The organism is Peribacillus sp. BM1 (genome assembly GCF_056679975.1).
Map to the genome: position 1 here is coordinate 3,046,266 of NZ_CM155259.1, position 20,177 is coordinate 3,066,442.

The window sequence follows — 20,177 nt, forward strand, 5'->3', positions numbered from 1 at the left end:
AACTATATGCAACGGGAACATCGACCACTTGGAAGACCACGTCAAGATCATAAAGAGAAGCCTACAAAAAACGTAATATTAGATGGAGCTACTCAATTGTTTCTTGAACAAGGCTATCAGGTAGTTTCCATGGATGATGTTGCAAAAAAATGTGGAGTAACCAAAGCAACGGTGTATTATTATTATAAAACAAAAGCTGATCTCTTTACGGATGCAATGGTCCAAATGATGATTCGAATTCGGAAACGCATTTTTGATATACTATCTGCGGACAAGTCACTGAAAGATCGATTACTTGAATTTGCCAAAGCGCATTTGCAAGCAACGGTTGATATTGATCTAAAAGGCTTTATGAAAGAAGCAAAAACTTCTCTTTCCAAAGATCAATTACAGCAGATGAAGGAAGCAGAAGATAAAATGTATGAAGTACTTGAGCAGGCACTAATAAATGCGATGGAAAAGGGAGACATTCCTCAGGGTCACTCGAAATTAGGAGCCCATGCTTTTGTCTCACTGCTAACAGTGGGAAATTACAAGGATTCGGATCAAAAACCTATTTTTTCTTCAATAGATGAAATGACAGAACAAATTGTTGATTTTTATTGGAATGGACTAGCAAAGTAATTTATTAAATAATTTCATTGGAACACATAAGAGCCATGCTATAGCATGGCTCTTATACATTATTGAGGTTGATTTAGCCTTTGAATGATTAGATACTAATCTTCCTTTAATTTTGATAAATCTGTTTCCTCGCCAAATTCAGTGGAGTAATTTAGGTTTCTTTGACCTTGTCTATTCATGTTCTTCACGTTTTCTCTCATTGGTGCAAATAAAAGGGTTATACATGCTAGTCCACTAATCCCAACTAGGCCAAAAATTACTCTTGACAAAAAGGCACTTTGTCCACCAAATATCGCTCCTACTAAATCAAATCTAAAAAAACCAATTAAGCCCCAGTTAATAGCCCCAATTATAGTTAGTACTAAGGCGATACGTTGTACTATTCCCATCCGATATAACACCTCCTTCATTTTCTATGTGGATTCTAAATAGTAAGGACGATTGCCCTTCCCTTATGAAACTTTAGCGACGATGCTCGACTAAATCGATTGCCCCTAATACAACATGGGCTAAACCGAAACCAATAATCGAACCTGTGATTAACGGTTTTATGTGTCTATTGACCCGCGATGTTACCCCCTGTAGTTGTTACTGCTGTTCCAAGAACTGCGGGGATTAATTCTTCACGTACGTTATCCATAAAAACACTCCTACCGTAAGTAGCTAAAATTCATCCTTATCTTTTGTATTAAAAGTCGATTTAATACTAGCTGTAGAATGTGTGTTCAACAAGGAAAGCCGTGGCATTTATCCTTCTTTTATGGTGATTATAACCAGTTGATAAATGATATATATCCCTAAATAACCCCCAGTTGATAAGAATAATGGATTTAGGAAGATGGAATGGATATTCGTCATAAATACAGTTTTATCTTTAATGATTTCATAAACAGACATAGAAGCAATATCTCCAAATATAATTGCTGATACAATGGCACCTAAATTAAAAATAATACGAAACTTCATCTGGAATTTCTGTAGAAAAAACATAATTAAAGGAAGTACAATACTTGTTAGAACTAAGAATATCTTCAAAAAATCACCTTCTATATACAGTCTTAATTAGTTTCCATTTTACGAGATTATTTTCATTATTTCGAAAATCCACTTTAATATTTCACAAATATACTAATGAAATCCGTTTCAAAGCATAAAAATAAGTAGTAGTTAGACATGCATAATGGGGTGGAAAATCATTTTTTTAGCTGATTTATTTTTTATTATCGTTGGAATAATTTATAGAATTCGATTATTAGGTGGAAAATCAAGTTATTTTTAATAAACAGGAGGCAAAAGATGCTAGAGACATTACATAAATTTTTCTACATTCAAACAGTTATTTGATTGTTTCCTGTCAATTTTATATTCCATGCCTTAGAAGAGATCATAACAGTTGAAAGTTTTATGACCAAGTAAAAAAACAGAGTTCCGAAAACTTTCCTTGCCAAACTTACGTTAGTCGTTGGAAAAAAATGAGTGCGAAATCCGCCCAACAATCTATTATGGTTGCATGGATTTTACTTATTATTTCAGTTATCAAATTTATGACCGCCTATCTTATTCCAACCGGGGAAAACTTTCTTCTATTTACTGTCGCAATAAATGTATTTTTGCTACAGGCCTTTTCCCATATTGGTCAAACTATCATTTTCCGTGGTTATACGCCTGGTGTCATAACGGCGTTATTTATGGTAATTCCTTATTTTCTTCTTACCTATTACCGCTTGTTTGAATAGAGTCTTATAGATAGACATTTACTATTCAAAAGTATTCCCATCAGCATTTTAATGGTACCAATTTTCCTTAATAGGGAATCTTTTAGGGAGACGATTAATCCGCTAATCAATTTCATCCAATAAATCAGCTAAATAATTTAGGGTAACGCAAACATTACGCTAAATTTCAACACTTAAAAGAGGCCTTAATATCTTGCTTCAACACGGAGAAATTATACGCTAGTTACTCTATAAGAGCTCCGGAAAGTAAAAAACACACAATTTTTCAAAATGAAATATCGTGTGTCTTAACATAAGTTATTCTGATCATTCAGGTGAAATATTCCAATTTAGCATTTGGAAAAAACTTTTCCATGTAGGAATAAAGGTGACTTTTTATATCCTCTTCTTCCTCTTTTTGATAAATATATTTACCGATGCCGTATTTCCCCCACTTATACCTTCTGGAAGACTCATCTAATTCTAATTTTGTCATCGGGTAATTTTTTTCAATCACTCGCTTAGCCGGCTTCGTGAACCGGTGTTGTATAAATTCAAAGGTGATATCATCCCTTGCATCCATTGGTAATTCTCCATCTAGCCGTTCAAATAAATGATAATAGCCTTCCTCCCAACCTTCATGCAGGTAAATAGGTGCAACAATAAACCCTAATGGATAGCCGGCTCTTGCTACTTTTCCAGCTGCCTCAATTCGTTTTGCTAACGGAGAGGTACCAGGCTCAAAATTCTTTATCACATAATCTGCATTTACACTAAAACGAAATCTTGTTTTTCCATTATGTTTCGCATCAAGTAAGTGATCGACATAATGAAATTTTGTGACAAAACGCAGCTTACCAAATTCTGATTTTCCAAAATGCTCAATCGCCCGCTTTAATGTATGTGTCAGATGATCGATTCCGACAATATCAGATGTACAAGATGCTTCAAATCTTGTGATTTCTGGCGCTCGTTCTTCCATATAACGATCAGCAGCATCTAATATATCTTCTACATTTACATATGTACGAATGTAAGGCTTCGAACCCATCGTCGTTTGCAAATAACAATAATGGCAATGACCCATACAACCTGTTGCAAAAGGGATGGCATATTCTGCTGAAGGCTTTGATGTATCAAACTTAAGTGTTTTTCTTATACCAACTACTAGTGTTGACTTTGCAATTCTATACCTTTGAAAATCAGTATCCCCAGGAAGGTTTCTGACTTGATTATGCGAAGTAGTATAACGAATTTCCACATCCATTTTTTCGAATTTTTCCTTTAGTTCCCGCCCAAGTGGATATTTCAATGCATCTGGTTCAAAGTAAACGAGCTGTGGCGTAAATGGTTTATTCATGTGACAATCTCCATTCTATTCATATCCAAAATACTGTTCATAGGCCTGCATCGCATCAGCCTCACTTGTGTAAACAGCCATTTCGTTTGTTAGAGGGTAATAGGTTTCATATAGAAATATAGCCAATTCACCAGGATTGTCCGGATTATTCACAACGGCCGCTTCCTGAATATTTGCAACGTCCTGTGTATGCGGATTACGATAAAAGACGTAGACAACATCTCCTGGATTATGGGAGGTATACTCAGGGTTTACTTCCATTTCCATTCACCGTCCTTTAAATATTCTTATTTTTATAACGGAAAAAACGTCGCAAAGGACGTGAAATGATAATAATTAAGGCTTATCAACTATCTTTGTAAGCCTTTTTAGCGTTTTGATCAGGTTGTCCGTAACCGATAACCTTTCCTGCATGTTCTTCATGGTACTTCGATCCTGAACCCAGTTGATTGCCGGATTGCCCTCTTTGTTTCTCGCCATTAGTACGTTGCTGATTTGACAATATAAGCACCTCCTTTGTTCATTAGGATTTGTTACATCTCTGAAGTTATTCGAAGCATGATAAAAAGAGAGAAAATAACATTTACCCATACCTCACTGAAATCCGAGTATTTTATTCATTTTTTGGTTAATAATAGTAACTGACCTTTTGATACAGGAGTGAAGGAAAATTGATTCAATTACAAACAGAAATTGAAGGAAAAAGAGCGTATTTTGGGGCAGTTCGTGATATCTTTCATTCTTACGGATGTAGTTTTTGCAGTAATTTTGATTATGAACAAGGAAAATTCGACTCATTATTATGGCGTGGTGGAGGTGAGTCTATCTATCTAAGAGTCCCCATTTATGTTTTGGATGGAGCTTTAGATCATTCCAGTGCATTGATTGAATTTGGAACACCTTTTGTCATCAAGCATGTTGTCAATATTGGGCTTGATCATGATGAAAACTCATTTTTAACTGGTACTACCGGGCTTGATCAATTTCAAACACCATTGGATAATGACGACTATATCAATGATAAAAGCAGATGGGCCAAAGCTGGAGAAGAAGCAATACAACAAGTCTTTAGTTCGATCACTGGATTATTAGTTTCCTAACGACACATAATGAAAACAATAACGGAACAGCACCTACGATTTTGAACTGTCCCATAAATGTTAGACAACAAACTAACTGAACTGCACCAAGGGGTTTTATATTTCGGAAGTTCCGAAAATTCCCCTTTATGTTAACTAGATTTGTATAGACTATTCACGTGTTCTTTAGAAACCTTATTCAGCAAACGAGCCATATTCTGGAGTAAGGCTGTTGTAATTATCAATAGACAATTGAAAGATACGTTTCCTTGAACTAAGAAAAAACCTCTCTAAATTCCTCTTAATTAAGGAATTTCAGGAGAGGTTTGTTTTATATGCTACTTTTCGAAAAATATTTCCGGGTATCTTCACGTATTTGTTTGGGCAAGACACGATCAAGCTCTTCATTTAACCATGAAAGTGTTTTACTACGTAAGTCATCACGCATTTTTTCTTCCGCAGAGAGCATAACTAAATTGATTGTACAAAAGGAGGGAGCTGAACAGCAGCTTTCTCTATACAAATAACCATTATCTTTAATATTTTTACATTGAAAAATAGGTTTAGGCCCTTCAACTGCTTCAACAACATCCCAAAAGGAAATATCTTCTGGGGACTTAGATAATCTATATCCACCCTTTACACCGGGGACAGAACTTACAATACCAGCCTTAGATAATTTACCGAAAACTTTTGAAAGAAACGTCTCAGAAAGCCCTTGGAATTCTGCTAAATCCTTTATCCCAACACTTTCCTTGGAAGGAACATCAATTAAATAAACCAGACAATGTAAAGCATATTCAACTCCGACACTATATTGCATATTAACTCACCTACTTTTTATTAAGGACTATCAAAATGTATCTTAGGAATATTTAGAGATCTAGTCAAATATAAAAATCTCTTTGGTAAATTTTATTCGTTTGACAAAAATAATTATAGCACATATTATAGACAATGTTAATCGACGATTAATATTGTCTATAATTAGTTCCTGAAATCCATTTTAAAGGAGAAATCCAATTGAACAAGACACTTATTATTAACGCACATCCAAAAATAGATGATACTTCTTCAGTTAGCTTGCAGGTTTTTAACCACTTTTTGAAAGCTTATAAAGAATTAATCCCCGACAGCGAAGTATTTGAACAGATTGACTTGTACGGAGATGTAGTGCCCATGATAGATAAAACGGTTTTAAATGCATGGGAAAAACAACGAAAAGAACAGGAGCTAACTAGCCAAGAACAAAAAGTAACAGAGCGTATGTCCGAAATATTACAACAATTTAAAAGTGCAAAAACGTATATCATCGTTTTACCTTTGCATAATTTTAATATTCCATCAAAGTTAAAAGATTACATGGACAATATCATGATTGCTCGTGAAACTTTTAAATATACTGAAAATGGGTCAGTAGGTCTACTTAAAGATGGACGAAGAATGCTTGTCATACAAGCAAGTGGTGGAATCTATACCAATAATGATTGGTATACAGAAGTTGATTACTCTAATAAATACCTGAAGTCAATGTTCAATTTTCTTGGCATCGAAGATTATCAAATCATTCGCGCACAAGGAACTGCTTTACTAGACCCAAGTGAAGTATTACAAAAAGCATATAAAGAAGCTGAAGAAGCTGCTTCAAGATTAGCAACTGAATTAATATGGTCTTAAATGAAAAGAAATATAAGGAGGTAATTAAATTGGAACAAAGAATTGATTATTACAACGTAGCACCAGAAGCACTTAAAATAATGATGGAAATGGAAAAGTATACGAAAACTACAGATATAGACCGTAAACTTCGTGAACTTATAAAAATTCGGGCTTCTCAAATAAATGGTTGTGCATATTGCATTAACATGCATACAGCAGATGCTCGAAAAATGGGTGAAACGGAACAGCGTTTATATTGTATTAGTGCTTGGAAAGAGTGCACATTTTACACAGATGCAGAAAAAGTAGCTCTCGAGTTGACAGAGTACGTGACTTTAATCCCATCAAAACGTGTGCCAGATGAGCTTTATCACCGAGTACGTGAACATTTTGACGAAAGACAATATGTTGACCTTGTTCTAATAATCAATCAAATCAACAGTTGGAATAGAATTTCTATTGCAATGGGAAATACAGCAACTGAAAAATAGTAACTCTCAGCGAGCATCTTATAGTGTTCGTTTCGGATACATTTAATAATATTGTTTATCTTCAGCAATCGTGCACTTTAATTGAACAAGCAGCTAAAAGGATCTTCCAACCGAAGATCCTTTTTCAGTACCGATAAGCGTGATTATGTAAACAATTAAGGCTTTCATGCAGGACATTTCATAAGCTAGCATGAATATGTGTATGTAAAAGTAAGATGAAAGTAGGTGGCTTTTACGTATGCTAGTAAGTAAAATCATTCATAAAATTATGATGAAAGAAATGACCATCAAAGAACTGGCCGAATTGTATGGTGTAAGTGATCGAACGATTCAACTGAAGATTAAAAAGTTAGGTTATGAATGGGATAGCAAGAAAAGTGTTTATAACTATTTAGGAGAATCGCCCGAGCCATTCGATGTTGATTTTAGTACATTGTTTGGGAGAAATAACGCTTCTATAGGTAAAATCAATAAAAGTAAAAGTGAAATTACTAGCACTAGCACAAGTGAAACAAAAAGCAAAGGCAAAGCTGAATCTGCTAGTGCTAGCAATGATGACATGGATTCAATCGATATGTTACTTGCAGGTAAGAAAACACACTCTAAAAGAGTATACAGAGGGTTTTATTTTGATGAAGACATATTAAGCATCATTGATCGTGTTCCTAAAAACTATAAATCTGAATTGGTGAATGAATCATTAAGGAAAATATTCAAAGATAAAGGATTACTAGAATAAAAAGAGGTTGGATACCTTTTAGATACCCAACCACTTTTTTTTAGATAATTGACCTTATGTAAACTAGTTTTGTATAGAGTATTCATTTGACACTATGGGACCTTGTTCAACTAAAGGGCCAAATAATTGCACAAGGTATTAAAGAAATTTCCTCGACACTATAAATGAGATAAAACAATGATAGGAATAAGAAGAGATTGAAAAAATCCTAATTTATTCACATTAAATTGAGAAATTAGGATTTTTAATATTGAAATTTCCTTAACGTTGTGTAAATCCTCATTTTCTTGACGCTACCCAAGCTAAGAGAGGCTTTAGTGAAAGAAGAATTAATGGACTTCTAATTGACTTGTATATCATTAAACGATACATTATACTTAATGATATATCATTTAATGATATACGAAGGAGGAGTATCATGGGAAGAAATGTCTCATTAGAAATGGGGGATCTGACGGACACAGCTTACTATATTTTATTGTCTTTAGTCGATGCGAAGCATGGTTACCTCATTATGCAAACGATTGAAAAAATGACCGATCAGCGATTTTTAATTGGACCTGCCTCTATGTATACAACAATCAAGAAACTGTTAGCTACCGAATTAATTCAACTGTTTGATGACCATAATCCGAAAAGAAAAACCTATATTGCAACAGAAAAGGGCATTGAACTTTTGAAAAAAGAAGTAAAGCGAAGATGAGAAATGGTATTACATGCAGAAGAAGTATTTAACAGAAGAGGGGAGCAGTTATCATGAAAAAAGTTAAATATATTTCTAGTTGTGGTTTAGCATTTTTTGAAGAGCAAGAGATGAAAACGCTTGCCGAATATGCAAAAAAGGGATGGATTTTAGAAAAATTTGCAGGGATGGGATACAAACTAAGAAAAGGGGAACGTAAGAACATTGAGTATTCACTGGATTATCAAAAGGAAGAAGATGATGAGTATTTTGCCTTCTTTGAAGCTACTGGATGGTCACATGTATGCTCTGTAGGAAATGAGATTCATATATTTAGTGCCCCTACAGGAACCAAGCCAATCTATACAGACAGACCAACTACTATTGAAAAATATGAACGAGAAAAGAGGTATATGGGGAAATCTGCTCTTCCATTCTTCATTTCCACTGTTGTATTTTGGTTGCTTAGTGTCTTTAGTCATTGGGGATGGGTACCTGAAAGTATCGGGAACATTTTTCAAGTGTTGGGGCTGATTTCCCTCATCATTCTTATCCTTCCAGGCTTGCCATATCTTTCTTATCAATTTAAATTATTGAAATTACGAAAGGAATAAATGTCTCTATATCGATTAAAAAAGTTCGGAAACAAGCAAAATTTTCACTATCTGGGTGTTTTAATTTAACAAGCACAAAAGGATCTTCCAGTGAAGATCCTTTTTCAGTACCAATAACATAGCATTATGTAAACTATTTTTGAATATATAATACATCAATATACATAAAATAGAGTATATAGCATAGTCAGAGTAACTTTTCTTAAGTTATGACACCTATACATATCTACATTTAGTTTAGTAGAAAAATAAATTTCCCGTTGGTATAATTTTCAGAAAATAGATAAAAGGGGGCGACAAAGATTGCAAGGTGAAACTCCATACGATAAGCTTCCAATGGATTTATTAGTTAAATTTTATTATGAAGTAAACATAAATATCAAAGAAGGTATCTTGTCTGAAGCTATGTGTCATGGAATAGAGTTAATAAAACAAGCAGCTAGTAGAAGGGGTATTTCTTTACTAACTGTTCGATGATTTGCTTACAAGATGAATAAAGATAGCTGATATTATTATCGTTCCACCAATCACTACTACAGGAAAAAAAAGAGTATTGATGAAATGATTATAAATCCATTTATCATACATTAAACCCACCTCAGTATTATTCCTTTAGTATGCTTATAGAGGTTGTTTTTAGTTATGGGTTCATTTTTATTTTCGTTAAACGGTATCCATTCGGAATCAAGGTCAGAATATACCCCGTCTCAAATAGTTCAATCTTTGATATAGTAATGTTTCACAAACATAGATTAAAAAAATCATGCAATTTAAGATACATATGATTGTGATTGGCAGCCTTATCGTTCTAACGCATACAGGGGCTTTAAGGTATAACGTATGCATAAATTACCTTTAGATTCTTGTTCAACTAAAGGACCATATTGTTAAAGGATCCATGAATCCACCTTCTTGTCAATTATTCCGATAGCAACAACAAAATGCGACAAATTTCGGAATCTAATTACAGTAATATATAACGAGAAAAGGCAAACTTATTGAAAAATAAGGACGCAAAACTACAGGTCTAAAGTTTTGACTATGATGGCTGAGTTGCCTGAAATAATGTATTATTTTAGGAGGATACCTTGTTGGATGGACGATTTAGAAAACAGGATTAATGAATTGAAAAAGGAATTAATTCTGATTGCAAAGGAAACAGGCTTAAATAGCCACGACACCATTAATTGCAGTCAAAAATTAGATCAGCTTATCATGGTTTACCAAAAACATAGGGCGTTTTAATTAAACAAGCATTTAAAAGGATCTTCCAGCCGAAGATCCTTTTTCAGTGGCTATAAGAAACTTTATGTTAACTAGATTTGTATAGAGTATTCATGTGATACTTTAAGGCCTTGTTGTAGGTTTGAAATAAAGTCGCGATGCTTTACCTCTTTGGATATGGTTATCTAAAGGGGCATTTTTATAATGAAGGGAAAGAACATCTAAATAAGAGGTGGATTAATGAATTGTTAATTGAAAATAAATTGTTCCGTTAAAGGGACAGTTTGTTGAATAAAGAGGAAAAGCTATTAAGCAATCGAGAAGAAATCTTTAGGAGACATATGTGATAAAATTAGGAAAAAGGAGGTATGAAATATGAAAATCCATAGAATAGATCATGTGGGTATAATCGTCAATGATCTTCCTGCCGCGAAAGCGTTTTTTCTTGACTTTGGCCTTGAAATGCTAGGGGAAGGAAAAGTGGAAGGCGAGTGGGTGGAGCGGATGAAGAGGATAATAGGGCTTCAAGACGTTAAAGAGGAAGTTGCAATGTTGCGAACGTTAGAAGGTGACGCAAATATAGAACTAGTAATGTTGCGAACGCCAGACGGTGACGCAAATATAGAACTAGTAAAATTTCACACGCCATCAGATGAAAATGGCATACAGCGTCCTTTATCAAATACTCTGGGTATCCAGCATATTGCCTTTGCTGTTGAAGATATTGAAGCCCTTGTTACCAAATTGACAAAGAAAGGCGCAGGACTTATTGGTGAGATACAAAACTACGAAAACGCTTATAAATTATGCTACGTTCGTGGGCCAGAAGGAATTATTTTGGAGCTGGCTGAGGAAATTAAATAAAATATCCAATCTTTTTTATCAAAACAGCAAAATCGTTGATAAGAAAAGAAAACACTTTGATCAATCTTTTTTCAAAATGGTTTCTTTTCTTTGGCTGCTAAATAAGGGTTGGTCCAATACTTTTACTCAAACTTTATTCAAAACCTACACATGTTCAATTAAAGGGCCAGATTGCGGAATAAGTGTCAGGGTTATTAAAGATCTATTTTGATTTACATGATTGTCGAATTAGAATGGAAGGAGTAAGATTTTGCCGAGAAGAATTACTTTGTTGCTATTTTTATCTTTCTGCACGTTCCTTTTGTTTGGTTGTCAATCCCAAGATAAAGAAATGACACTATTAGATAATATTTCATCTATTTCTATTTCCGACTCTAATGGTTATCGTGGAATGAATGAAAATTATTTTATGACAATTGATGAAGATACGCGTATATCAAAGATTGAGGAAGTTTTAAAGGATGCAAAAGGCAAAAAACAAAAAGTTGATGTTGTTAAAGAAAAACCAGATTATGATATATTAGTCCGTTATAAAAATGGGGAAATCCACGGATTACATCTTGTACTTGGAAACACAGGGGAGAAAAGCAGTATAATGTATGTTGGACACGAAGACAATGGATTCGATATTTCTTCTGAGGATACAAAAATATTAACGGACATGTTAGATAAATAATATTCCGTAATCGGGCGCTTTTCCCTAATAAGGATTAGCACCAATATCCCATATAAGGGCCATATTGTTGAGGAAAACGCGTTCCTTTTATGCTAGAAACTAAATGGAAAATGGAATACAAATCATAAAATACTTTAAAAAGTGAGGATATACAATGGTTGCAAAGACTGAAGAGGATTTTAATGGATTAAAAGTAATTGGAGAAATTTGTGGAGCGATTCGAGATGAATTAGTCCGTTGTACGAAACCTGGAATTACCACAAAAGAACTCGATGAAATTGCGAGAGAGATGTTTGAAAAAGCAGGAGCCCAATCTGCCCCAAAAGGAGAATACGATTTTCCTGGCTTTACGTGCATTAGCATAAATGAAGAAGTAGCGCACGGGATTCCAAGGAAACGGACCATTCAAGAAGGGGACATTGTAAATATTGATGTTTCAGGTTCAAAAAACGGGTATTTCGCAGATACTGGAATTTCCTTTGTAGTAGGAAAAGGAGAGACAATTTTACAGAAAGTATGTGACGTTGCTAAAGAAGCATTCGACGCTGGACTTAAGAAGGCAAAACCAGGTTCGAAAAAAAGCGCGCTCGGAAAAGCTGCACACAATGTAGCAAAACAGCATGGCTTAACAGTCATAAAAAATCTTACTGGACACGGTATTGGGCGCTCAATTCATGAAGCACCAGAACATATTTTCAATTACTACTCTCGCTGGGATGACGAAATTTTAAAAGATGGTATGGTAATTGCCTTTGAACCTTTTATTTCTACATTTGAAGAGGAAGTTTTCCAATCCAAAGATGGCTGGACCTTCTTAACCAATGAAAGCTTTGTGGCTCAATACGAACATACGATTATTCTTACCAAGGAAGGACCGATTATTACTACATTGTAAGACCATTAATACCACAAACGGACGCTTTAATTTAACAAGCAGCTAAAAGGATCTTCCAACCGAAGATCCTTTTTCAGTACCGATAAGCGTGATTATGGTAACTAGATTTGTATAGAGTATGCATATAATCCTTCGGGATCTTCTTCAACTCCCATGAAAATAAAAAAAGCTCAAAATCCAGAAAAAACCACAACAAAATAAACCCAGTAAAAACGCTTTTTAAAAAAAGGCTGAGCCTTATGAGTGATCAGATTGAGTTTGGTAAATCGTTAAACAAGAACTTCCAATCATAGCAAATTAGGTAGAGGCTAGCGCGACGACCGAAAAAGGATTAATCTCCCATGAGTGCTACCCATAAAGGGCGCGACAGTCGGTGGTACACCGTGGTCGTCGGAGTCAGACTAACGGATGGGCTCAAAGGCACCATAGTTCAACGACCTTCTTCGCCAGCTAATAAAACATTATCGACATAGAGATCAATTTTCATTCTCTGTGGTGAAGCGCTGATTTTTGCGCTTCATGGATGGCTAACGGGGCAGGTTAGTTTAACTAGAATACCTAAGCCTATATTTTAGAAATTCGGAGGGGGCTTGAGCACAAAAAACGTATTATATGGAAAATCATATAGGAATAGTACCTTACTAGATTAAATAAAATGATAATAGGAAGAAATGAGGTGATTTTATATTAGAGAAACTTAGAAAAATTAATATGAAAACTGCTGTATTTATGGGGATTATTTTTTACTCTTTGACTATCTCAATCCATGTTCTAATTATTAGCGGCATTATTCCATTCACATGGGTTAATGGCGGACGCTCTGAATCCTTCGCTACGCAGCTACCAATATCTATTATCAGTATAATTATTTCTATTATTGGAGGAGTGTTTACGCTGATTGTTGGCAGAAATATACTATATACATACAAAAGAGGAATAACCGTTATATGCTGGTTTTTTGTTGTACTTTGGTCTTTTGGGTTTATACAACAATTGTTTGGAACACCTTTTGAAAAAATGGTTTGTTCGTTAATATTGTTCCTTGGAGTCATCTCGAACTTACGTATGGCGATTGTAAAAAGATAGCAGTAACACTAAAATAAAGAATGCACTTAAACTAACGGGAGCTTGTGCGGCCGAGCCTAGGTCGTATCATATAGCGGGTGGGATTCCCGTCGAGTAAGAACTAGCCATTCACTCATAGCGAGTCTTGGAGGGTTAATGGTAACATTAGCCTTTAAGCGTAGACAGTTAGGTGGCGGGCCGAAAGCCAAATGGTTGGAGGGATTGAGCTCCATAATGTTAGTAAATCGAGAGGGCTGATGCCTTAAGCACAGCAGAAAGCTACATTTTATCCATCGTTAAAGGCAAGAAGGATAGAACCTCTCTGGAGTCAGAGACCTTGGCACGTCACACATTGATATGATACGGAGACCCTACCGGTCTTTTCTTTTTTAGAAGAGTATGGTGTACAAGCGATAATAAGCAAGGAAGCCAAATGCCGTTGTAGGGAGTCGGATAGCAGCGTAGTACCAATGAAGTTGGGTAATGCTGATGGAGGAAAGGCTAGCTACCAGTTATCACCCTTATTAGGGACACATTCACTACACGCAGAGGTAGGCATAATAAATGGAAACAAAACTATTAAGGATAGCAGAATTAGCAAAAATCTGAGCGAAAGAGATTAGCTATATTTTGTGAATGGTGACTAGGAGGAGGCGTGTGCGTAAATAGCGCAAGCACGGTTCTGTGAGGGGGGAGGAACACAATCTACCGAAAGGTAGAAAGGTTCCCTTCTACTCGACTACTACAATAAGGAGTAGGACCATTAATGTGTTTCCATCCTAATGGAGAAATATGTTTCAATAATTTTTCATTAGGATGGGAATTAAATAACTATAAACTAATCTTTTTTAACTGTATATCTAACTTGTTTAAAGGTTACTATGTCTCCAGTTTCAGTATCATCTTTAGTTTGCATAAGTTGAACTTTTGGCTTATAGTCCGTCCTATGAGCATCTTTGATACCCTTAATGTTAAGTTTGTAGGATTCATCATTTTTTATTTTTTGTTCAAATACTTTTTTATTGGCAACAACGATAAAGGTCATTTTATTTTCATCAATTCCCTCAGTTATAAATTCTAATTGATTATCTTTTGTTGTAATTGTTGGTGTTAATAATTCAATACTTCCGTTTCCAGTTTCTTGTTTAGTAGCAATTTCATAATCAGCTCTATCACTTGAATCTAAAGAATTTTCTATTTGTAGAAACATGTTTGAGGCTGGTTGGGACGTAGATCTCGTATAACAAGCGAAGCTATGACACTACATGGAGGACTAGGGGTACTGGTTAGTAAGTAGAGGAGGAGAAGACAATGAATCCAGTAGTTGGTCTGAATATGGCAAAGGGAGAAAGCCAAGTTCAGGCATTTTTAGATCAATCAAAACCGTATGGAAAGAGTTTCTCAATGAAGCATACGAGAGAGGAATTAGAACAATTTATAGGCTTTTTAAAAGAGATTGAAGAGGTGACAGGGCAAGTTCCTATGGTCATTTTAGAATCTACAGGCCATTATCATTCCCCCGTTGTTCAATGCATGGAGGAACACGAGATTTTATACATCTTGCTTAATCCTATTATTTCTTATCAGGCAAAGAAGTCCAGTTTACGAAAGGTAAAAACAGACGCGATCGATGCGTATCAGTTGTGTGTGCTCTATTACAAAGAAGATTTTGAACCCCACAAAAATAGAGGGATTCAGCTTTTAAACCTTCGGAATTTGTCAAGACAACAGGAGATTGTAACGAATATGTATGTGGAAGTTAAACTTCATTTTCACACCATTTTAGATCAAGTGTTTCCTGAATACCGGAAGGTTTTTGGAGATCTATATTCAAAGGTTTCTTTATCGATGTTAAAGGAATATCCCACTTCAGAGGCGGTATTAACAGGCGGGGAAAGTAAACTAGTAGAGAGTATTATGGATTTCTGTCCGAGGGGGTCTGGTCAATGGGCGAGGGAAAAAGCCAAAAAAATAATGGACTCTGCATCTCGAAATCCATTTCAAAAAGTCGTGTATGAAAGTCACTTAATCAATCTGCGCATGTATATTGATTTGCTTTTTCATTACCAAGGGCACCTTTCTGATTTGGAAGGTCGTATCGTTGCCTTGGCAAATGAAGTGGAGGAATACAAGATCATCCAATCGATTCCGGGAATCGGAGAAAAAATCGATGCAACGATTATCTCTGCGATTGGTGAAATCGATCGGTTTAATCATCCAAAAAAACTCGTTGCCTTCGCTGGAGTCGATCCTAGTGTTCACTCATCAGGTAAGTTTACGGCAACAATCAATCATATTACTAAAAGAGGTTCGAGCAGACTACGCCATTCCCTATATCTTGCCGTATTATGCGGTATACGGAGTTCAAGAAACAAAAAGCTTAAAGCATTCTATAATAAGAAAAATCAGAAGGAAAGCCCGCAAAAGTGACGATTGTTGCCTGTATGAATAAACTTCTTCATTGGATTTATGCTTTATTAAAGAGAAAAGAAACATTCCTTGATGTAGATTAATTAACGGTTTTGTGAAACAAAGAAAAATGCACGAAAGACAAAAATAAAGGAGTGATAAATATGAAAGGCTTTGAAGGTCTCCTGCCAAGAAATAAATATGATGTCGATAGTGCTGAAAAAATTAAAAAACTGGATAGAAATTTAATATTGCCTTTATTGTCTGACCTACTCATATTTACTCAGGATATGAACTGGCCAGTTGCCCAAGTGTATTGGAAATTCTATTAACTTTCCCCATAGAAATTGTCCCCCATGTACACGATGTTTTATCTTCAGATGATGATAACTGGAAGTGGTTTATTCTGCACTTTTTGGTTATTAAATTGCCAGTAGAGTCAAAAGTTCAGTTTAAAGAGTATTTAACAAAAGTGGCCGAAACACCTACGCAAAATGAACTCGCAGAAGAACTTGATAAAATTGCAAAAAAAAATTTAGAAACAATATAATCTAAAAGCCCTTCTTCAACTAACGAAGCAGTTTAGTTCAAAAGGAAATAGTAAAATATAGGTTGATCGAAGTGGATAAAAATAATAGAATAGACAAAATATTCAAAATTAAAATCAGTTAATTAGGATGATAAGCTTTTCTATTTCTAAACTTTTATTAAGGGGGAGAAAAAATGGAAACAACAACTTGGCAACAACAAGATGTTACACAGCATTATCTTGAACAGGTTCGAGGGGGAATTCCTTTTGGAGCTGAACAAGCCAAAATCATGCTTCAAGTCGTCAATCATTTTACTCGTAAACCGAAAAGAATTTGGGATGTGGAAACGGGTTTTTGGCTGAAATTTTGCTTAAATCTTATCCAGAAGCTTCTGCCGTGTTATTAGACCATTCCGAACCAATGATTGAACATGCACGCGTCCATATGAAAGATTATATGAATCGTTGTGAGATTATACTTGATGATTTTAGTCATGCCATTGGGAAGTATGCTGAACCAGAGACAGTGGACTGCATTGTTTCTGGGTATGCCATTCATCATCTTCCTCATACAAAGAAAAAGGAACTGTATCGAGAAATATACAAAGTTTTAGCACCAGGCGGAGTTTTCATAAATGTTGAGCATACAGCTTCTGCTACTCCTGAAATAGAAAAATTGCATGATAAGCTTTTTATTGACCATCTTTCAATTCATAATAAAAGAGATAGACAAGAAATAGCTAAGGGATATTATAACCGCCCTGATAAAGAAGATAATATACTGGAAAGAGTAGATATACAGGTTAATTGGCTTAGAGAAATTGGCTTTAAGCATTCGGATTGTTATTTTAAGTGGATGGAACTTGCTGTTTTTGGTGGAGTAAAATAAACAGAACTCAAGATTTATTATTACATTAAATGGGTGTTTTAGTTAAAAATCATGGGGTTGCTTAGGCAGCTCTTTTTTCTTATTGAACAAACGGGGCAGTTTAGTGGAAGAAGGGTTGCAATGTATATAATTGAAAATATAGAAAAAAAGAGGAGGTGTGTACAATGAAAATTGCAAAGATTACGCTATTCGTTGTTAGCATCTTAGCATTAGGTGTCTTCCTACTAGTTAACCAAATGACTCCAATTCCAGGAACTTCATCTGGTAACGGTAATCCAGCTTTGTTGATAGCTTGGATTTTAATTCCATTACTCATTTTTATTGTAATATTATGGGTTCGGGTTTTTCGTGTGAATTCGATTAACACCACTGTTTTTATCATCAGTATATTTGTTATTCTCGTTCACTTAACTGTTGCCTTTTTTTATCAAAAAAATAAATTGAATGAATACCGCCAAGTCATAAAAGAGGCGTTAATCAATAGAAATGGTGTTGCAAATGCGGAATATATTCAAAGCATTACTTCAGGATTGAGTATTCATGTGAACAACCAGTATTTTAATATAAATACTTATTTTATGTTTGTAACCTTTTCGATTTTCGTTGCTATTGTATATACTCTTTGGTTGGGACCTTTGTGAAAAGAAAGAGAAAAGCCAGAAGTGTTATCAACGATTTGAATTTACGAAAATATCTAAAATCATACATTCAAAAAAACTTTTTGTTCAACTAAAAAGGTAGGATTGTTAAACAAGGAAATGATAAAATGGAATTATACGGAAAAAGAGGCGACTGATAAATGAAGAAAGTCTTTGCGATTCTTTTCATTCTTTTGCTAACTGGGTGTAATTCAAATGGAGCAGTTGAAAAATTAAAAGAAGAATATCCCAAAACGGTAAAAGAAGTGGCTGAGAAATTACCTGGTAAAATTCAAGAAGAGTTAGCAGCACCGACAGAATTACCTTTTCCTGTTGATAATGTGATTTTACGTTTCTCTGCGAACCCTCCCGAAGACCCAAAAGGAGATATTTTTGATACTGAATTTATGTATGGAGGCGAAGGTATAAATCTTCATATCACTACTTATCACTATAAAAACACAATTTTTTCTTCTGATGATAAACAATTCAAGACAGTAAAATTAAAGAACGACATAAAGGCTCTTATAGAAGACGATGACGAGAATTCAAAAGAAATTCGTTGGAAAAAAGGCGACCTTTATTATTCAATAATGCTTATTAAATCTCCAAAAATCGAGAAGAAATACACAATCGAAGATATTGTAAAGATTGCCGATTCGATGGAATATTAAATGAGAAACTAAGAAGCTTTCTTCTGAAGGAGAACCCGTTACCCTGCTGGGAGTAAAGCTTGTGCAGCTAAAGGTCGCTTAAGGGGGATATTCTATGAGCCAAGATGAACAAGATAAAATGCTAAATAAAGAACGTCAAAAAAATCCAATGGGCGATTTAGCTGACGCTGTTAACCGTTCTATGGTTGGTGATCTTGGGGCATTAGCGAGAGGGGGTTGTCTTACAAAGATTTTGATTTTAATAATTATTATTGCTGGATTTTTTATTCTTTCACACTGTTCTTCTTGATCTAAGGGGGTGCGTTAGCTCCATAAAAAGGCTGCCAAATGACGGCCTTTTTCATGTATGATTCTATACAAAATCACACATTCATAAAAACACTTTCTACAACTAAAGGGCAGGTTAGTTGAATTAGCAGAAAAAGGATTTAATTTTTCAGATAAACGTTATCTAAATTACATTTTTCATACATTGCACTATATTAAAAGTTCAAATACTCTTATAAAAGGATATAACATTGTAAATTCATTTTAAAGTAAGAAAAGAAAGGATAAACAAATGAAAAAAAGAAAAGATAAAAGGACATATATCATTTTGAGGGTATTACCCCTTTTGGTTGTTATGGTTTGGATGAATAATACCAGTCTATTTTATTCGAAAGATACAAATTATAAGATTCTAGCTCATAGAGGGTTGGCTCAAACCTTTGATATTTCAAAGGTAGAGAATGATACGAATACAGCTGAAATCATTTATCGACCTGAGCACCCTTATTTAGAAAATACAATTCCTTCTATGAAGGCAGCATTTGATACTGGTGCTGACGTAGTAGAATTAGATATTCAGTTAACGAAGGATCATCAATTAGCTGTTTTTCATGATTTCACTTTAGAGTATAGAACAAACGGTAAAGGTGAAGTCAAAGATTATATAATGAACGAATTGAAGAAACTAGATGTCGGCTATCGATATACGGCTGATAATGGAGAGAGTTATCCGTTTCGTGGCAAAGGCATTGGTATGATGCCAAGCTTAGATGAGGTGTTTGCAGTTTTTCCTAATAAAGAGTTTATTAAACCTTATCAACCTTTATAGGTACCATAATATTTCCAGTTAATACGTTTCCATGCTAACCTCTTATAATCATTACTACAATACAAACAAAAATACTTCCTAAAATTCATTATTATTAAACTCTTCTTGAAATAAAATGAGAGGAGTTTTTTAATCTAGCTTATTAAGCTAATGGGTGCAAGAGTTGAAGAATGAAGGTTGCTAAGGTAGCCCTTTTCTTATTCAACTAAAGATGCAGTTTAGTGTAATAATGCTGTTACGCAACCAGGGCGTGGT

27 protein-coding genes, 3 pseudogenes and 1 riboswitch are annotated in these 20,177 nt (G+C 34.8%); of the genes and pseudogenes, 22 read left to right on the forward strand and 8 right to left on the reverse strand.

What is annotated here, in order from left to right:
- Nucleotides 1–6: 6 nt before the first annotated feature.
- Entirely contained in the window at nucleotides 7–624 is a 618-nt protein-coding gene (locus tag AC1MGI_RS14700; RefSeq protein ID WP_480345890.1) for a TetR/AcrR family transcriptional regulator, read from the forward strand.
- Nucleotides 625–719: 95 nt separating this feature from the next.
- Here AC1MGI_RS14700 and AC1MGI_RS14705 read toward each other — a convergent pair whose 3' ends face one another.
- The 3 genes and pseudogenes from AC1MGI_RS14705 to AC1MGI_RS14715 all read right to left on the reverse strand — a co-directional run bounded on the left by AC1MGI_RS14705 (nucleotide 720) and on the right by AC1MGI_RS14715 (nucleotide 1,659).
- Nucleotides 720–1,013 (reverse strand): DUF378 domain-containing protein, encoded by a 294-nt coding sequence (locus AC1MGI_RS14705; protein WP_480345891.1) that lies wholly within the window; start codon nucleotides 1,011–1,013, stop codon nucleotides 720–722.
- A gap of 73 nt (nucleotides 1,014–1,086) precedes the next feature.
- Nucleotides 1,087–1,264 (reverse strand): annotated as a pseudogene (locus tag AC1MGI_RS14710) (asparagine synthase).
- 107 nt (nucleotides 1,265–1,371) lie between these two features.
- On the reverse strand, nucleotides 1,372–1,659 hold the full coding sequence (locus AC1MGI_RS14715; RefSeq protein ID WP_480345892.1) for a transposase: 288 nt from the start codon (nucleotides 1,657–1,659) through the stop codon (nucleotides 1,372–1,374).
- A 437-nt stretch (nucleotides 1,660–2,096) separates the two neighbouring features.
- Between AC1MGI_RS14715 and AC1MGI_RS14720 the strand changes: the two genes are divergently transcribed.
- Nucleotides 2,097–2,360, forward strand: a complete 264-nt coding sequence (locus AC1MGI_RS14720) for an HXXEE domain-containing protein (RefSeq protein ID WP_480345893.1) — start codon at nucleotides 2,097–2,099, stop codon at nucleotides 2,358–2,360.
- Between the two features lie 310 nt (nucleotides 2,361–2,670).
- Here the strand turns inward: AC1MGI_RS14720 and splB are convergent, their stop codons facing one another.
- The 3 genes from splB to AC1MGI_RS14735 all read right to left on the reverse strand — a co-directional run bounded on the left by splB (nucleotide 2,671) and on the right by AC1MGI_RS14735 (nucleotide 4,201).
- Nucleotides 2,671–3,699 (reverse strand): spore photoproduct lyase, encoded by a 1,029-nt coding sequence (gene splB, locus AC1MGI_RS14725; protein ID WP_480345894.1) that lies wholly within the window; start codon nucleotides 3,697–3,699, stop codon nucleotides 2,671–2,673.
- A 15-nt stretch (nucleotides 3,700–3,714) separates the two neighbouring features.
- On the reverse strand, nucleotides 3,715–3,960 hold the full coding sequence (locus AC1MGI_RS14730) for a transcriptional regulator SplA domain-containing protein (RefSeq protein WP_480349800.1): 246 nt from the start codon (nucleotides 3,958–3,960) through the stop codon (nucleotides 3,715–3,717).
- Nucleotides 3,961–4,045: 85 nt separating this feature from the next.
- Nucleotides 4,046–4,201, reverse strand: coding sequence for a hypothetical protein (locus tag AC1MGI_RS14735; RefSeq protein WP_480345895.1), 156 nt, complete (start codon nucleotides 4,199–4,201; stop codon nucleotides 4,046–4,048).
- Nucleotides 4,202–4,370: 169 nt separating this feature from the next.
- Here AC1MGI_RS14735 and AC1MGI_RS14740 point away from each other — a divergent pair, with 169 nt between their 5' ends.
- A complete protein-coding gene (locus tag AC1MGI_RS14740; RefSeq protein WP_480345896.1) occupies nucleotides 4,371–4,799 on the forward strand; it encodes a YugN family protein in 429 nt (142 codons plus the stop codon).
- Between the two features lie 310 nt (nucleotides 4,800–5,109).
- Here the strand turns inward: AC1MGI_RS14740 and AC1MGI_RS14745 are convergent, their stop codons facing one another.
- Nucleotides 5,110–5,601 carry an RrF2 family transcriptional regulator gene (locus AC1MGI_RS14745; RefSeq protein WP_480345897.1) on the reverse strand — a complete coding sequence of 164 codons (492 nt, stop codon included), beginning with the start codon at nucleotides 5,599–5,601 and terminating at the stop codon, nucleotides 5,110–5,112.
- A gap of 200 nt (nucleotides 5,602–5,801) precedes the next feature.
- On the opposite strand from AC1MGI_RS14745, the gene AC1MGI_RS14750 reads away from it, so the two are divergent.
- The 11 genes from AC1MGI_RS14750 (at nucleotide 5,802) to AC1MGI_RS14800 (ending at nucleotide 13,708) form a co-directional block, all read left to right on the forward strand.
- Nucleotides 5,802–6,455 carry an FMN-dependent NADH-azoreductase gene (locus AC1MGI_RS14750; RefSeq protein WP_480345898.1) on the forward strand — a complete coding sequence of 218 codons (654 nt, stop codon included), beginning with the start codon at nucleotides 5,802–5,804 and terminating at the stop codon, nucleotides 6,453–6,455.
- Nucleotides 6,456–6,484: 29 nt separating this feature from the next.
- The gene (locus tag AC1MGI_RS14755) at nucleotides 6,485–6,928 is read left to right on the forward strand and encodes a carboxymuconolactone decarboxylase family protein (protein WP_480345899.1); all 444 of its coding nucleotides are present in this window, start codon (nucleotides 6,485–6,487) and stop codon (nucleotides 6,926–6,928) included.
- 238 nt (nucleotides 6,929–7,166) lie between these two features.
- The gene (locus AC1MGI_RS14760) at nucleotides 7,167–7,667 is read left to right on the forward strand and encodes an HTH domain-containing protein (protein ID WP_480345900.1); all 501 of its coding nucleotides are present in this window, start codon (nucleotides 7,167–7,169) and stop codon (nucleotides 7,665–7,667) included.
- 418 nt (nucleotides 7,668–8,085) lie between these two features.
- The gene (locus tag AC1MGI_RS14765; RefSeq protein WP_480345901.1) at nucleotides 8,086–8,370 is read left to right on the forward strand and encodes a PadR family transcriptional regulator; all 285 of its coding nucleotides are present in this window, start codon (nucleotides 8,086–8,088) and stop codon (nucleotides 8,368–8,370) included.
- Nucleotides 8,371–8,423: 53 nt separating this feature from the next.
- Nucleotides 8,424–8,963, forward strand: coding sequence for a DUF2812 domain-containing protein (locus AC1MGI_RS14770; RefSeq protein WP_480345902.1), 540 nt, complete (start codon nucleotides 8,424–8,426; stop codon nucleotides 8,961–8,963).
- Nucleotides 8,964–9,266: 303 nt separating this feature from the next.
- The gene (locus AC1MGI_RS14775) at nucleotides 9,267–9,440 is read left to right on the forward strand and encodes a hypothetical protein (RefSeq protein ID WP_480345903.1); all 174 of its coding nucleotides are present in this window, start codon (nucleotides 9,267–9,269) and stop codon (nucleotides 9,438–9,440) included.
- 501 nt (nucleotides 9,441–9,941) lie between these two features.
- A riboswitch (cyclic di-GMP riboswitch) is annotated at nucleotides 9,942–10,024 on the forward strand.
- A gap of 34 nt (nucleotides 10,025–10,058) precedes the next feature.
- The gene (locus AC1MGI_RS14780; RefSeq protein ID WP_480345904.1) at nucleotides 10,059–10,208 is read left to right on the forward strand and encodes an aspartyl-phosphate phosphatase Spo0E family protein; all 150 of its coding nucleotides are present in this window, start codon (nucleotides 10,059–10,061) and stop codon (nucleotides 10,206–10,208) included.
- 354 nt (nucleotides 10,209–10,562) lie between these two features.
- Nucleotides 10,563–11,051 (forward strand): VOC family protein, encoded by a 489-nt coding sequence (locus AC1MGI_RS14785; protein WP_480345905.1) that lies wholly within the window; start codon nucleotides 10,563–10,565, stop codon nucleotides 11,049–11,051.
- Nucleotides 11,052–11,301: 250 nt separating this feature from the next.
- Nucleotides 11,302–11,727, forward strand: a complete 426-nt coding sequence (locus AC1MGI_RS14790) for a YhfM domain-containing protein (RefSeq protein WP_480345906.1) — start codon at nucleotides 11,302–11,304, stop codon at nucleotides 11,725–11,727.
- A 154-nt stretch (nucleotides 11,728–11,881) separates the two neighbouring features.
- On the forward strand, nucleotides 11,882–12,622 hold the full coding sequence (gene map, locus AC1MGI_RS14795; RefSeq protein WP_480345907.1) for a type I methionyl aminopeptidase: 741 nt from the start codon (nucleotides 11,882–11,884) through the stop codon (nucleotides 12,620–12,622).
- Nucleotides 12,623–13,333: 711 nt separating this feature from the next.
- A complete protein-coding gene (locus tag AC1MGI_RS14800) occupies nucleotides 13,334–13,708 on the forward strand; it encodes a hypothetical protein (protein ID WP_480345908.1) in 375 nt (124 codons plus the stop codon).
- An 817-nt stretch (nucleotides 13,709–14,525) separates the two neighbouring features.
- On the opposite strand, the gene AC1MGI_RS14805 is transcribed toward AC1MGI_RS14800, so the two are convergent.
- Entirely contained in the window at nucleotides 14,526–14,897 is a 372-nt protein-coding gene (locus tag AC1MGI_RS14805; RefSeq protein WP_480345909.1) for a hypothetical protein, read from the reverse strand.
- Nucleotides 14,898–14,998: 101 nt separating this feature from the next.
- Between AC1MGI_RS14805 and AC1MGI_RS14810 the strand changes: the two are divergent.
- The 8 genes and pseudogenes from AC1MGI_RS14810 (at nucleotide 14,999) to AC1MGI_RS14845 (ending at nucleotide 19,922) form a co-directional block, all read left to right on the forward strand.
- Nucleotides 14,999–16,200 (forward strand): annotated as a pseudogene (locus AC1MGI_RS14810) (IS110 family RNA-guided transposase).
- A gap of 60 nt (nucleotides 16,201–16,260) precedes the next feature.
- Nucleotides 16,261–16,646 (forward strand): annotated as a pseudogene (locus tag AC1MGI_RS14815) (DUF5071 domain-containing protein).
- Nucleotides 16,647–16,819: 173 nt separating this feature from the next.
- On the forward strand, nucleotides 16,820–17,032 hold the full coding sequence (locus AC1MGI_RS14820) for a hypothetical protein (protein WP_480345910.1): 213 nt from the start codon (nucleotides 16,820–16,822) through the stop codon (nucleotides 17,030–17,032).
- Nucleotides 16,981–17,514 (forward strand): class I SAM-dependent methyltransferase, encoded by a 534-nt coding sequence (locus tag AC1MGI_RS14825; RefSeq protein WP_480345911.1) that lies wholly within the window; start codon nucleotides 16,981–16,983, stop codon nucleotides 17,512–17,514. Before AC1MGI_RS14820 ends, AC1MGI_RS14825 begins: the two co-directional genes overlap by 52 nt.
- Nucleotides 17,515–17,678: 164 nt before the next feature.
- Entirely contained in the window at nucleotides 17,679–18,155 is a 477-nt protein-coding gene (locus tag AC1MGI_RS14830) for a hypothetical protein (protein WP_480345912.1), read from the forward strand.
- Between the two features lie 158 nt (nucleotides 18,156–18,313).
- A complete protein-coding gene (locus AC1MGI_RS14835; RefSeq protein ID WP_480345913.1) occupies nucleotides 18,314–18,826 on the forward strand; it encodes a hypothetical protein in 513 nt (170 codons plus the stop codon).
- Nucleotides 18,827–18,920: 94 nt separating this feature from the next.
- Nucleotides 18,921–19,115, forward strand: a complete 195-nt coding sequence (locus AC1MGI_RS14840; RefSeq protein ID WP_480345914.1) for a DUF6366 family protein — start codon at nucleotides 18,921–18,923, stop codon at nucleotides 19,113–19,115.
- A 270-nt stretch (nucleotides 19,116–19,385) separates the two neighbouring features.
- Nucleotides 19,386–19,922 (forward strand): glycerophosphodiester phosphodiesterase family protein, encoded by a 537-nt coding sequence (locus tag AC1MGI_RS14845; RefSeq protein WP_480345915.1) that lies wholly within the window; start codon nucleotides 19,386–19,388, stop codon nucleotides 19,920–19,922.
- Nucleotides 19,923–20,177: the final 255 nt, after the last annotated feature.